General features: G+C 66.3%; 11 protein-coding genes. 5 read left to right on the top strand and 6 right to left on the bottom strand.

The annotated features are described in order from the left end of the window. Positions 1-1,542, bottom strand: a complete 1,542-nt coding sequence (locus OG716_RS13305; RefSeq protein ID WP_405139669.1) for an MFS transporter — start codon at positions 1,540-1,542, stop codon at positions 1-3. 170 nt (positions 1,543-1,712) lie between these two features. Then, positions 1,713-3,086: a CoA transferase gene (locus OG716_RS13300; protein ID WP_405137950.1), complete on the bottom strand. Its 1,374-nt coding sequence runs from the start codon at positions 3,084-3,086 to the stop codon at positions 1,713-1,715. Positions 3,087-3,104: 18 nt separating this feature from the next. Between OG716_RS13300 and OG716_RS13295 the strand changes: the two genes are divergently transcribed. Together OG716_RS13295 and OG716_RS13290 are read left to right on the top strand one after the other, a co-directional pair. Beyond that, positions 3,105-3,890, top strand: a complete 786-nt coding sequence (locus OG716_RS13295) for a thioesterase II family protein (RefSeq protein ID WP_405137949.1) — start codon at positions 3,105-3,107, stop codon at positions 3,888-3,890. Positions 3,891-4,027: 137 nt separating this feature from the next. Continuing rightward, on the top strand, positions 4,028-4,216 hold the full coding sequence (locus tag OG716_RS13290; RefSeq protein WP_405137948.1) for an alpha/beta fold hydrolase: 189 nt from the start codon (positions 4,028-4,030) through the stop codon (positions 4,214-4,216). A 24-nt stretch (positions 4,217-4,240) separates the two neighbouring features. On the opposite strand, the gene OG716_RS13285 is transcribed toward OG716_RS13290, so the two are convergent. The 4 genes from OG716_RS13285 to OG716_RS13270 form a co-directional block, all read right to left on the bottom strand. Further along, positions 4,241-5,026, bottom strand: a complete 786-nt coding sequence (locus tag OG716_RS13285) for an O-methyltransferase (protein WP_405137947.1) — start codon at positions 5,024-5,026, stop codon at positions 4,241-4,243. Between the two features lie 67 nt (positions 5,027-5,093). Further along, entirely contained in the window at positions 5,094-6,323 is a 1,230-nt protein-coding gene (gene efeB, locus OG716_RS13280) for an iron uptake transporter deferrochelatase/peroxidase subunit (protein ID WP_405137946.1), read from the bottom strand. Positions 6,324-6,349: 26 nt separating this feature from the next. Continuing rightward, positions 6,350-8,410, bottom strand: coding sequence for an iron uptake transporter permease EfeU (gene efeU, locus OG716_RS13275; RefSeq protein ID WP_405139667.1), 2,061 nt, complete (start codon positions 8,408-8,410; stop codon positions 6,350-6,352). A gap of 518 nt (positions 8,411-8,928) precedes the next feature. Then, complete coding sequence (locus tag OG716_RS13270) at positions 8,929-10,008, bottom strand: TIGR03857 family LLM class F420-dependent oxidoreductase (RefSeq protein WP_405139665.1); 1,080 nt, start codon at positions 10,006-10,008, stop codon at positions 8,929-8,931. Between the two features lie 265 nt (positions 10,009-10,273). Here OG716_RS13270 and OG716_RS13265 point away from each other — a divergent pair, with 265 nt between their 5' ends. The 3 genes from OG716_RS13265 to OG716_RS13255 all read left to right on the top strand — a co-directional run bounded on the left by OG716_RS13265 (position 10,274) and on the right by OG716_RS13255 (position 12,778). Beyond that, positions 10,274-10,834, top strand: coding sequence for a TetR/AcrR family transcriptional regulator (locus tag OG716_RS13265; protein WP_405137945.1), 561 nt, complete (start codon positions 10,274-10,276; stop codon positions 10,832-10,834). 36 nt (positions 10,835-10,870) lie between these two features. Next, positions 10,871-11,968: a phosphotransferase family protein gene (locus OG716_RS13260; RefSeq protein WP_405137944.1), complete on the top strand. Its 1,098-nt coding sequence runs from the start codon at positions 10,871-10,873 to the stop codon at positions 11,966-11,968. Between the two features lie 309 nt (positions 11,969-12,277). Next, positions 12,278-12,778: an SRPBCC family protein gene (locus OG716_RS13255; protein ID WP_405139663.1), complete on the top strand. Its 501-nt coding sequence runs from the start codon at positions 12,278-12,280 to the stop codon at positions 12,776-12,778. Positions 12,779-12,809: the final 31 nt, after the last annotated feature.

Genomic DNA, 12,809 nt, shown 5'->3' with positions numbered 1-12,809 from the left:
TCAGCCCGGCGGTATGTGCCGCAGCCGCAGGACCGCGATTCCTGCCAGCAGCAGCGCGGCCACGGCCGCAATGGCGGAGGTCAGGTGCATGCCGGTGAGAAACGCGTGCTTGGCCGACTCCGCCACCGCGGTACCCAGATTGCCGGACAGCCCGGTCGCTACCTCCATGGCCGCGCCGAGAGTATCGCGAGCGCTGTGCACATCGGCATCACGCAGTCCGGCGGGCAGCGTTGAGCCCAGCTGGCTGCGATAGATCGCGATACTGAGACTTCCCAGCATGGAAATCCCCAGCGCCCCACCGAATTCGGCCCCGGTCTCGGACAGCCCGGAGGCGGCCCCGGCCTGCTCCGGCGGCGCGGTGCCGACAATGAGCTCGGTGGTGATGCCGAAGACCGGCGCCAGGCCGAAGGACACCAGCAGCGAGGCGATGATGGTCAACCCCACGCCGCCGGTCTCGGTGATCCTGGTCAGCAGCAGTAATCCGCCCGCCGCCATGACCATGCCGACCCCGATCATGTACGCGGGCCGCACCACCTTGCCGATTCTCGGGCCGAGTTGCGAGCCGATCATGAAGCCCAAACCGGCTGGGATGGTGGCGATTCCGGCGCGCAGCGGTGACATGCCCAGCACCAGCTGGAAATACTGGCCCACGAACAGGAAGTAGCCGAACGCCGCGAAGATGGCGACCATATTCACCGTCAGCGCCATGCGGAAGCTGCTGAGCCGGAACAGTTTCAGATCCAGCATGGGTTCGGGCGTGGTCAGTTGCCGGCGAATGAACATCGACCCGATGAAGAGCCCGGCGGCCAGCGCGCCGACCGCCATGGGCACCGGACCGTCCTGGGCGATCTCCTTCATGCCGTACACCACCAGCAGCACCGCGCTGGTGCACATCAGCGCGCTGAGCAGATCCAGCCGGCCCGCGCCCGGATCCCGGAATTCCGGCAGCACCCGCGGCGCGAGGATCAGCAGCAGCACCATGACCGGCACCGCCAGCAGGAATACCGAACCCCACCAGAAGTGTTCGAGCATCAGGCCGCCGGCCAGCGGGCCGATCGAACCGCCGACCGAGTACGAGCCCACCCATACGCCGACGGCCAGCGACCGCTGCTTGGTATCGGGGAACATGGTGAAGATCAACGAGAGGGTGGACGGTGCGAGCGTCGCACCGGCGACCCCCAGCAGTGCCCGGCAACCGATGAGCACCGGGGCCGACGGCGCGAACGCGGCGATGATGGACACCGCCGCGAAGGCTGCCGCCCCGGTCATGAGTAGTCGTCTTCGCCCGATGCGGTCGCCGATCGTGCCCATGGTCAGCAACAGACCGGCCACCATGAACCCGTAAACGTCGATGATCCACAGCAATTGGGAGCTGGTGGGTCGGAGTACCTCACTTATCTGTGGCACGGCGAGGTGCAGGACCGTGAGGTCCATGGAGTACACCAAACACGCCAGCGCCAACACCGCCAACCCGGTCCATTCCCGGCGACCAACTTTTGTAGTGGTGCCATCCGCTGCCACAGTCAGCAGGGGGCCTGGTATGTCCACGATGACGTCCTCCATCCGCATGCCGGCACACGCGCCGGCATTATCGATGTCGGCTTCAGCATCTCACCTATTAACGACATTAAAACGATATGCGCGAAGGGAATTCGCATTATTCGCCGATGTGTTTGCGGGTGTGCGTGCAGGCGATCGCACACCCGGTTCAGCTACTGAGAACCGTCCGGTCGGGCTGCCCAGATCGGGGCATGTGTGCCGTATTGCGAAGCCGGCCACGGATGATCCGGATATTCCGTCAGCGCTGGTCGCGCGGTCGTCACGCCATCGTGGGTCACCGCGTACTCCGCCGCGGGCGCCTGTGCCGGTGGATGATCCGGGGTGCGGCCCGGCGCTGTGAGCAGCCAGGAACCGGTACGTGCCAGCGCAACTCGCACATCGCGCCCCCTACCGTCCTGTTCCCGCGCGGTGAGCGCGTCGAGCACCCCCGCGGCGAGCAGATATCCGCTGGCGTGATCGAGCGCCTGGGCGGGCAGTGCGCCGACAGCCGCCGCGGCGCGCGAATTGTCCTGTGCGCCTTCGATGAGAGATATTCCGGATGCTGCTTGCACAATACTGTCGAAACCACGTCGATCGCCCCACGGTCCGCGCTCACCCCAGGCGGAAACCCGGCCGTATACAATTCCTGGCCGAATATCGCTCGCTACCATACCGAGCCGTTCCAAGGCGCCCGGTCTGTAACCTGTGATCAGTACATCAGTTTCGCTGAGAAGCTTCCGAAATACGGGAAGTTCGGTACGCAAATCCAGTAGGGTTGAGTGCTTACCCTGGCCGGTATCCAGGAATTGCCATTCGATCTCCGGGAGCTGCGGCGGATCGACCCGCAGCACGTCCGCGCCGAGCAGAGCCAGCGCCCGGGTCGCGACCGGTCCGGCGATGACGCGCGTGAGATCCAGTACGCGGATTCCGCGCAGCGGCAGCATCTGCGTTGCGGCGGTGGGGGATTCGATCTCGGCGCGATCCGCCCGCGGCTCGATGGCCACCAGTGGGCCGTCGGCGGCCGCCTTGCCCTGCGGGCTGTCCGCCCACTCCTGTTCGGTGCGCACCCGAACCACGATGGCGCCGGTTTCGGCCGCGCGCTCTTCTATCTCCGTGCCGGACAGCTCGGCGATGCGAGCTGCAGCGGCAGCCCGGTCGGTATTTTCCGGCAATCCGAGAACAGCCAGCAGCCGCGCGCGATGATGCGAGTAGTTGGCGTGCGTTCGCACCCAGCCGTCCGCACTCGGGAAGAAGCCCGACAGCTCTGCGAAGGCATCGGGGGCCACGTCGTTCACCCGGAAGAGACGCTCGCTGGAGAAGGCCGCCGCCACCCGGGCAGGGTCGAGCACGCTCTCCAGCGTCGTCAATCCGCACGCCGCCCGCCGTCGGTCGGCCGCGGCCGCGAAACTGGCCACCGCGCCGCCCGCGAGGGACCACACCGGCAGCGTCGCAGCCAGATTCGCGCCCGGATCGAGGGCGGGCATACTCGATCCGGTGACGCCAACCCCGGACTCGTAGTCGTGAACCAGCGTTGTGTAGGCAGTCACGAGTCCCGACCCTAGTCTGTGAAGGAGAAACCCGCCGTGGTGGTCATGCTCACCGGTACCGACTGGTTGCGCGTGCTGAAGCCCGATGCCGACCCGCGAAACGTACTGGTGTGCTTCCCGCCCGGCGGCGGTTCCGTCACCGCCTACCGCCCGCTCGCTCGGCATTTCGGCACGGGCACAGCCGTTTTCGCGGTGCAGTACCCCGGTCGTCAGGATCGTTTGGGCGACAAGCCGATTCCCGACCTCATCGAACTCGCGGACGAGATCGCGCAGGACCTGCGGCGCTGGCCCGCTGGGACGCGCCCCGTTCTGTTCGGCCACAGCATGGGCGCGACCCTGGCCTTCGAGACCGCCCGCCGCCTGGAAGCCGCCGCCCGCCCTCTCGCCCACCTGTTCGTATCCGGCCGCCCCGCACCGGCCTTCGAGGAACCCGGCCGCCTGCATCTGGCCTCCGACGACGCCCTCATCGCCGACCTGGAACGCCTCGCGAACGATCCGGAGCCGGTCGGCATCCTCCGCACCGAACCCGCCCTCGCCGAAATGATCCTCCCTGCGGTCCGCAGCGACTATCAGGCGGTGGAGACCTACCGCTACCAACCGGGCGAACCCCTGGGCACCCCGATCACCGCACTGGTGAGCACCGCCGATCCCACCACCTCCCTGGCCCAGGCGGGCGACTGGCGCAACCACACTTCGGCCGATTTCGAGACCGCCACGTTCCCGGGCGCCCATTTCTACCTCGACCTCCCCGAAAACCAGCCCGCCATAGCAGCTTTGATCACCCGCCGCCTGTCCCACGGCTGAGGTCCGTCGCCCGATCGTTCTTCGACCAGGCACTGGTCGCGGCAAACGCCGAGTGAGCGCCGCCCTGGGTTCCTGGTGGGCGTTGCTTCACATCGGTAGCGCCGGGTGAGCGATTAATTTCCGGCGACCATCCGGATGTGCCGACCGAATTCCTGCTGTGCCGTCAGGACCGCATGTTCCCGGCCGACTTCCAGCGCCGCGTGGTCCGGGAACGACCGGGCTTCACCCCTGACGAGATGGACGGCGGGCATCTCCCGGCCCTGGGGCACTCCCGTGAGCTCGTCGAACGGCTCGAGGCATACCGCACGGCTGCGGGAGTTCACTGACGGGATCAGTTGTCCGGGAACGTGTTACGGCACCTGTTTGCCGAGGTACTCGGATTCGAGCACGAGATCCTTCAGGATCGACTGGTACTCGACATGGGTGCTGTGCTCGACGGTCCGCCAGGTGCGGCCCTGCTCCTGTCGCATGTAGGCCAGGTAGTCGGGGACACCGGGCACCTTGACATTGTCGGCGACCACAATCGTGCCGGGATGCAACCACCCGTTGTCCATCATCGTGTTCAAGTCGGCGAGGTAAGCCTCCTTGGCATGGTCGAGGAAGACGAAATCGACTGAACCGGGTGCGAATCCGTGCTCGGCAGTGAGCTGTTGCGCGGTCTTGCCGCCGTCGCCGATGGTCCCGACAACCACGCTGACACGATCCGCGAGCCCGGCGTGCGCGATAATCGCCCGCGCCACTTCGGCATTCGCGGCGCTGAATTCCACCGACACCAGGCGCGCACCACCGGGCAGCAACCGGCCGCTGCGCACGGCGCTGTACCCGCAGTAGGTCCCGAGCTCGAGCAGCAGCTTCGGCTGCGCTCGCCGGACCGCGGCGTCGAGGATCAAACCCTTCTCGTCCCCGACATTGACCAGCATGCTGCGGGTGCGGGCGAACCTGTCGATGGTGACGAGCACACTCTCCGGATCGCCCGCGGTCGCATTCGCGAGCACGTAGTCGCGGGCGGCCGCTTCCCGGCCGTCTCCGACCTGGCCGGTGCGAGTGAAACTCCGCATGCCCAGGGCCAGCCGGACCATCGAATACAGCTGGCGGCCTCGATCATTGAGCGTCGGCACAAGCGTCCTGCCGGCCATGGATTCTCCTGTCCTCGCGGTGCACGGTCAGCGCGATACTGCCACCGCTCGGCCGGTTACGGACACCTCAGCTCAGCAGTGCGCGCCCGTACCAGTCGTTCACATCGGTGACACCGGGCAGCACGAAGAAGTATCCGCCGCCGAACGGCTGCACGTAGTCGGTCAGCGGCTCGCCGGCCAACCGGGTCTGAATCTGTTCGAACTGACGCTGCACATCCTGCTGGAAGCAGGTGAAGATGTGCCCGGCGGCCATATTGCCGTTCGGACCCATGCCCAGATCGTAGTTGTAGGAACGCCGAACCAGTTGCTGCCGTGCGGTATCGGGGGTGCGCGGGTTGGCAAGGCGGATGTGCGAGGTCAGCGGAATGACCTTGCCGTCGTGATCCCGCTCGTAGTCGGGGGTGTCGAATTCCTGATTGCCGTCCAGCGGCGCACCCGAATCCCGGCGGCGCCCGAACATGTTCTCCTGCTCGTTGATCGAGACCCGGTCCCAGAACTCCACCAGCATGCGGATCAGCCGCACCACCTGATAGGTGCCGTCGCGTGTCCAGGCCGGCTCGGCGGGATCGCCGGTCCAGATCAGCGCTTCGGCGTCCTTACCGGTCGGATTGGCCGTGCCGTCCTTGAAGCCCAGCAGGTTCCGGCCGGTGCCCGAGGGACGCGGCGGCGAGTTGTAGCCCTCGATCTTCCAGCGCAGCTGCAGCGCACCGCGGGTCTGGCGGGTGATGTCACGAATCGCGTGGTGGACGGTGTCGGGGTGATGGGCGCAGAGCTGCAGCATCACGTCGCCGTGCATCCACGCGTCCTCCGGCGAGTCGTCCGGGAAGATCTTCATCGGTGTCAGATGCGCCGGCTTGAGCTTTGCGAGCCCGAACCGGTCGTCGAATAGGCTCGCGCCCACACCGGTGGTCACGGTGAGCCCGTCGGCGGGCGTATCCGGGCCGAGCACGTCGCTGTCCGACGGTGGCTGACCCAGGCCGAGATCAGGCGGGGTGTTGCCGGCGGTGAGCAAGCGGGCGCGCCCGGTGAGCGTCTTCATCAGTTCGGCCAGTTCTGCCTTGTTCGACACGGTGACATCGAACGACGCGTAGCAGGAGGCGTTCTGCTTGTCCGCCGGGCCCGGGGTGAGGATGCCCGCCTGATGCGCGCCGTGGAACGGGTAGGACGAGGCAGCCGAGGGCGTGCCCGCGGCCGCGGCGTCCACGCGGGCGCCTTCGGCGACGAGTCCCGCGGTCAGAGCCGTTCCCGCCGCACCGGCGGCGGCACCGGAGAGGAATCTGCGTCGGCTGAGGTTCATCGGAGGCAAGCCTTACGTGTCGAGGATCAGTGGGCGGCGGGAACTTCCAGCAACCGGGGAACCCGGGCCAGAACCTCCAGGGCGCCGCCGAGTGCGGCCTTCACGGACTGCTGTGCGGCAGGCGGGGTCTGGGCGGGCGGACGCCACTTGCCGCCGTCCTGGGTGGCCAGCAGCGCCCGCTGCAGCGAGTCCAGGCGCGCGGCGATGTTCGCGCGCAGGTCCGGCGCCCGCTCATCGAGCAGCGGGCCCAGGCCGCTGATCACGGTGCGGGTGATATCGATATCGGCCAGCGTGAGCGGATAGGCGGCGCCGCCGCCCAGCTCGTCCATGCCCGAAATGTGGTCGCGCAGTGCGTCTTCGAGGATCTCGTGCGCGCGGATCGGCAGGTTGGCCGGGTCGCCGGCCAGGTCGGTCGAGGTCAGGTTCTGCCGCACCGTGGCGATATCGGCGCCCAGTTTGTCCAGGATCGGCAGCATTTGCGCGGCGCCCTGTCCGTGCCACAGGCCGTACTCGAGGCGGTGCAGGCCGGTGAAGCCGACATCGTTCACCCCGTCGGGGAGACCACCGGGCAGGCCGGCCACGGCGGTGCCCGCCGCACCGAAACTGTTGTAGGAGGCGCCGACCCGCTCCCACTGCTCCTGGGCGGCCAGCCAATCCGCCTGCGCCGCGGCGATATTGTTCGCGTACAGGTCGTTGCGGAGGGCACCGAGGGTTCCGGTGAGCCGGCCGAGCGCCTGCGCGGCGGCGGACTGATAGGCGTCGTTTGCGGGCGCGAGGTCGTCCTGGCTGACCGGTTTGACCGCCGGCGGCGCATCCGCGGTACCGCTGACCTGCACCGTGGCCGAACTCGTCACCGCCTGGCCCGACATCGCGCACTTGACGGTGTAACTGCCGCGGCTCAAAGTCGCGGTCATATCGGCCGTGGTGCCCGCACCGATCGTCTCGATCTCACCGACGATCGCGCCGTCGGCATCGACCAGGGTGATCTCCCCAGCCTTGCCGCTGTCGTTCTTCACCGAGAACGTCCGGCTGCCCGAACGAGCCGAACTCCATTCCGGCGCACACGAATTCGAGGTAATCGAGACCGCCTGGACAGCGCCTTCGCCCGCGGCGGGCAGCAGTGCGATGGCCAGGCCCGCGGCCAGCGCCGGCACCAGTACCAGGGCCGCGCCCACCACCGCCAGGCGCTTGCCCGCGATCCGCTCGAACCAGTCGCCGGCATGCTCGTCGGCGGGCTCGGGCTTCGGCGCCGCCGGCTGCGGGGCCGTGGCGCCCGCACGGACGAACATGGTGAGCACCACGACGAGGTAGACCGCCCAGGCCACCACCTGCAGCACGGTCATCTTCGGCTGCAGGGCGGTGACGCCGGTGATGAGCGAGGCCCACCAGGAGTTGGCGTCTATATGGGCGCTCAGGTCGAAGGCGATCCACTGCGCGCCCGGGATCAGGCCCGCGTTCTGCAGTTCTCCCAGCCCGTATGCCAGCACGCCCGCGGCAATCACGATCAGCAGCAGCGCGGTTCGGCTGAAGAACACACCCAGGTTGAGCCGCACACTCTGGCGGTACAGCAACCAGCACAGCACGATCGCGGCGATCAGGCCGATGGTGGCGCCGACCAGGGGCGCCAGCGTGGCGCCGGAGGCCCTGACCGCGGTCCACACGAACAGCGTGGTCTCCAAGCCCTCCCGCCCGACCGCCAGGAATGCGGTCACCGCCAGCGCGCCCGCCCCGATGGCCGCGGCCCGGGTCACCTCACCGCGCAGCTGTTTCGACAGGGTCGAGGCGGTGCGGCGCATCCAGAACACCATCCAGGTGACCAGTGCGACCGCCAGCACGCTCAGCACGCCGCCGACGGTCTCCTGCGCCGAACTCGACATCACGCTGGTCGAATAGGTCAGCACGGCAGCGAAACTGGCCGCCACCGACACCGCCCCGAGCAGCCCTAGCCAGACCGGTGTCGCAGACAGCGGACGCTCGGCCGTCGACGCCTTGCGCACGGCTGCCAGCAGGATCGTCACCACGAGACCGGCCTCGAGGCCTTCCCGTAAGCAGATCAGAAGGTTTGGTACTGCCTCGGCCCAACTCACCTCGTAAAGGTAAGGCATACCTACTTCTCTGGTCCAGCGAGCCCAGCTTAGTAGCCGGTTTTCGTCGGCGAGACCGTCCATTCGGTGGTTGGGACCAGCGAGCCGACTCGCCGAGGAGTCTCTGTTCGGCCAGTTCGGACGGGGCTGGCGCCGTCATCGTTGTCGGTGGTGTCGTCAGCCGGCCGGTCCACCAGCGCAATGATGTTGCGCGGCAGCGCACCCTGATCGACATAGGACCGCTGGTGAGGAATTGAGCCCAGTTGGCTCAGGCAACTTCGGGCCAGCGGTACGCGGTGCTGGGACGCGTGCCGAACAGGTCGCTGACTATGGTCGTATCGACGTCCGAGAACAGCGTGAGCACACCTGCCTCGCAGTCGGCGAGCATCCGCTGCCACTGCTCCCGGACCGGGGCGGCGGTAGAGCTGGCTCCGGATGCTGGATTGGGCTTGACTGCGACGCGGGCAGTGCCACTCGGGCACGCGGTGCGAGCTCGAGCAGTGGACGCGAATATGCGCGAGTTAGGAATATGTCCGGTGCTGGGCACTCGCGTTTCGATGGTGCTGCCGGATGAGCGCTGAGCCGTATTCGGCAACGATGGGTTCCAGTTCGTCAGGAGTGGCTCCGTGCAGGATCACGCGATCCGCGCCGTGGGCGAACTCCTCGCGGACACGCTCGACGGCTCGGGCGGCGCTACCGGACGCGGCGACTGCTGTCCATTCCGCTGGAAGGAGGGTCGCGATGTGCTCGAGTTGTTCGGTCGTGGCCTTGGCGTCGATGGCACCGGGAACCGATAGGACGACCGGGTCGCTGCGAAAGTGTTGCAGGACAGCGGGATCCCAGTCGTTGGTGCGAATCAGAAGTTCGCCGTAGCCCTGCAGATAGGTGGCGAGGCGGCCGACGGTCTTACGTAGGCGCGCGGCCTCGGGGATATGGTCGCCGACGGTGGCCAGGCACGACCACACGCGCACGGTCGCCGGATCGCGTCCGGCTTGTTCAGCTGCTCGCTTCACCGTTGTCACGCAGCGCCGCAGCGTCTCCGGAGGAAAATAGGTATGCAGGATGACGTCGTCGAAGACGCGGCCACCGAGCGCGAGGGTTTTCGGTCCGAAGGCGACCAGGGCGAGCCGGATGTCCTCGTTGAAATCAGAATCGAGAAACAGCACCGGGTATCGGCCCATCGGTCCGTCATGGTCGACGATGGTCTCGCCACGCCATAGTCGGCGCGTGACCTGTGCCCAGTCCTCCATGTGTGCAGTGGTGACCTCGGGGATGTTGAATGCCGAATAGAGTGCTGCCACACCGCGGCCGATGCCCAGCGTGAACCGTCCTCCGGAGAGCCGGTGCATCGTGGTCGCCCAGGAGGCGGTGACGAGCGGGTGGCGAGTGTTGCAGTTGGTCGCGGCGGTCGCGACATTCAACCGGGTGGTCGCCGCACAGGCGGCGCCGACCAGTGAAGACGCTTCCTTCACATTCCAGCGTTCGGAGATGAAAGCGGTTCCCAGCCCGAGTGCTTCGCCGCGTCGAGCCTCCTCGACCAAGGCCGCGGGGCCCTCGCCACCAGCACCGGCCAATAGATAGAAGCCGAGTTCGTCGTAGATGGCCGTCACGGGCACTCCTTGCCTGGTGCTGAACTCCCATAAGATAACAGCGTTACCATGCCGGGCTGGTCCGATTCCCTGAACGGAAGTCCGGGCATGGCGCCGATGCGCATCTACCTGCGGCTATATCGAGACTGTGGGGCTGGGTCTGCAGCGCTGGGTACCGATCGCTGGAGATATGGTGATTTCATCGATCGAATCGGCCCGTTAACGTAACCTTGTTTTCCTAGACCGTCCGCGGATCTCGCACGAGAGAGGTACAGCCGTGCCGAAGCCATTGCTGAGCTCCGACGCGATCTTCGGCGAAGCGTTGCGGATACTCTCCGATGAAGGCGCGTCCGGCCTGACCATCCGCAATCTCGCTACGCACCTGCGATGTTCGAACAACACGCTCTACCAGCAGGTCGGGTCTTCCGAGCAATTGGTGCGCGGCGTGGTGGCCCGAGCTTTCGCTGAGCTCGAGATCTCGTTCGACGCGGACTCGGTCTGGGAGGTGGCCGTCGAGTCGTGGTGTACGGCATTACGCAGCACGCTGCTGGAGCGGCCGGAACTGCGCGGACTCATGACAATCGCCGATCGTGATGTCGTTGTCGACTACGTCCAGAAGCTGTTGGTAGTGCTCGAGCGAGACGGCTTCAGCCATCGCCAGGCGATCGAGATCGGCGGAATCCTCGCTCATGTCACGGTCAGCATGACCTTGTCCGATATCGCCGCACCAGGTCAGTGGGACGATCCGCGCGTATTCGCCACCACTGTGCGATGGCTGATCCACGGAATGGCGCTGAGCCGCGCCGAAGAATTACTACGCCCCGGTCGTCGGATCTGATCGGGCGCGCTGTAGACCGGTAACCAGGGAAGCATCATGAAAATATCGTCGGGCGACTCGGCCGGGCTCGCCGGCTCGAATCCCTTGCCCTCCAGTCCCTCCCAGATCACCGCGGAATGGCTCGGGGATGTACTGGGAGTGGAGATCTCGTCGGTCTGGGTGGAAGCGGTCGGTACCGGGCAGACCGGCGCGACGTACCGTGTGACGCCGATCTATCCGCATCCTGTGGAGGTCCCGCGATCGTTCGTCGTCAAGCTTCCGTCGCAGCAGCAGGACGTACGTGAGCGCGTCGCGCTCGGATACCGCGCCGAACACGCCTTCTACACCCGTGTGGCCGGGACCGTGGCGGTGCCTGTGCCCCAGGTCTTCTACTGCGATATCACCAGTGGCGGTGACGAATTCGTCCTGCTGATCTCCGATCTGGCACCGGCGGTACAGGGGGATCAGATTCGCGGATGCGGTGAGCGCGAAGCGCTCCTGGCAGTCGAAGCGCTCGCTGGACTACACGGACCCAGATGGTGTGATCCGGCCTGGCTGAGCTTCGAAGGTATCCCGATGCCCAAGGCGGACGCCGACTTTGCCCGCGGTATGGGCCGGCTCGCCCAGATCGCGTTGGAGAAGACGCTCTCAGGCTTGGGGGACCGCATCAACGCCGAGGACAGGGCAGTGCTCACCGATTCGGCGAATCTCATCGAACCCTGGCTGGGCCTGGATGCCGACCGATTCTGTCTCCTGCACGGCGACTTCCGACTGGATAATTTGTTATTCGATCCAGCGAAAACCGTTGTCACCGTAGTTGACTGGCAAACACTTACAGTGGGCCTCCCCGCGCGAGACCTCGCGTATTTCCTCGCAACGAGTATGGATCCGGCTGCGCGGCAACAGAGCGAAGGCCGTCTGGTCGATGCCTACCATCGCCGGCTGCTGGGCCACGGAGTCAGCGACTATCCACTCGAACAGTGTTGGACCGACTACCGGGTCGGCATGCTCCAGATACCCTTGATCACCACGTTCGGCTATGCGTTCACAGCAGCCACCGATCGCGGTGATGAAATGATGCTCACCATGATCAGCCGCGGCTGTCGGGCTATCCGGCATCTCGATACGATCGCTCTCACCACCCACCTCGTATGAGCATCGAACCGATGTGTCTGTGTGGTCTTGACGGCGGGAATGGGTTGTCGGCCCTCGTCCTCGTGGCGAAGCATCTGCTCGCGTGCGGTCGCCGCTAGACCTTGTTCTGTGCAGCAGTTAGTAGTACTGTCCGGACAGCTGTCCATGCCGGACCGGGTGTGCCCGCTGTGCGGGTTCACTCACGTATCTGTCCCGATCGCTCGTCGGCGGACGATGCGTGAATATGCCTGATAACCACGCGCGCAACATGATTCGTGATTCCGGCGAGCTCTGCCGGAGAAGAATTCAGGAAGGACGCCGATGTCCACGCTGCACCCTTGCCTCCCCGTCGACACCACGTTCGTGGCGAGCGCACCGCATCGTTTTGCCAATAGCGTCGAACTGAACGTCACCCCCGAGCAAGTGTTCGAGGTGCTCGCCGACGCGTCGGCGTGGCCGCGGTGGGCGTCGGTGATCACCGCGGTGACCTGGACCAGCCCGGAACCGCGCGGGGTCGGCACGACCCGTACGGTGCACATGCGCGCCGGGATGGTCGGCAAAGAGGAGTTCTTGGCGTGGGAACCGAACACGCACATGGCTTTTCGGTTCAATGAAAGCGGGACCAGCGGCATCACCGCGTTCGCCGAGGACTACCGCATCGTTCCTGCGCCCGGTGGATGCCGGCTGACCTGGACACTGGCGATGAGCGGCAACACGCCGACGAACATATCCATCCGGCTCGCGCGCCCGCTGATGAACCTGACCTTTCGGCGATTCCTGCGCAACCTGCGCGTACTCACCGATCAGCGATACGCGAGCACCGTGGTGTGAGGATGCCGCAGTCGCCCGAATCATAGTGAAC

Source organism: Nocardia sp. NBC_01388, assembly GCF_045040085.1.
Taxonomy (GTDB): Bacteria; Actinomycetota; Actinomycetes; order Mycobacteriales; family Mycobacteriaceae; genus Nocardia.
Note: the sequence above shows the minus strand (reverse complement) of the source record. Positions and strands in the feature narration are given on the sequence as shown.

Excerpts from the sequence above, each read along its gene's own strand:
- efeB (WP_405137946.1), bottom strand. The coding sequence starts at position 6,323 with ATGAACCTCAGCCGACGCAGATTCCTCTCCGGTGCCGCCGCCGGTGCG.
- OG716_RS13285 (WP_405137947.1), bottom strand. The coding sequence starts at position 5,026 with ATGGCCGGCAGGACGCTTGTGCCGACGCTCAATGATCGAGGCCGCCAG.
- OG716_RS13260 (WP_405137944.1), top strand. The coding sequence starts at position 10,871 with ATGAAAATATCGTCGGGCGACTCGGCCGGGCTCGCCGGCTCGAATCCC.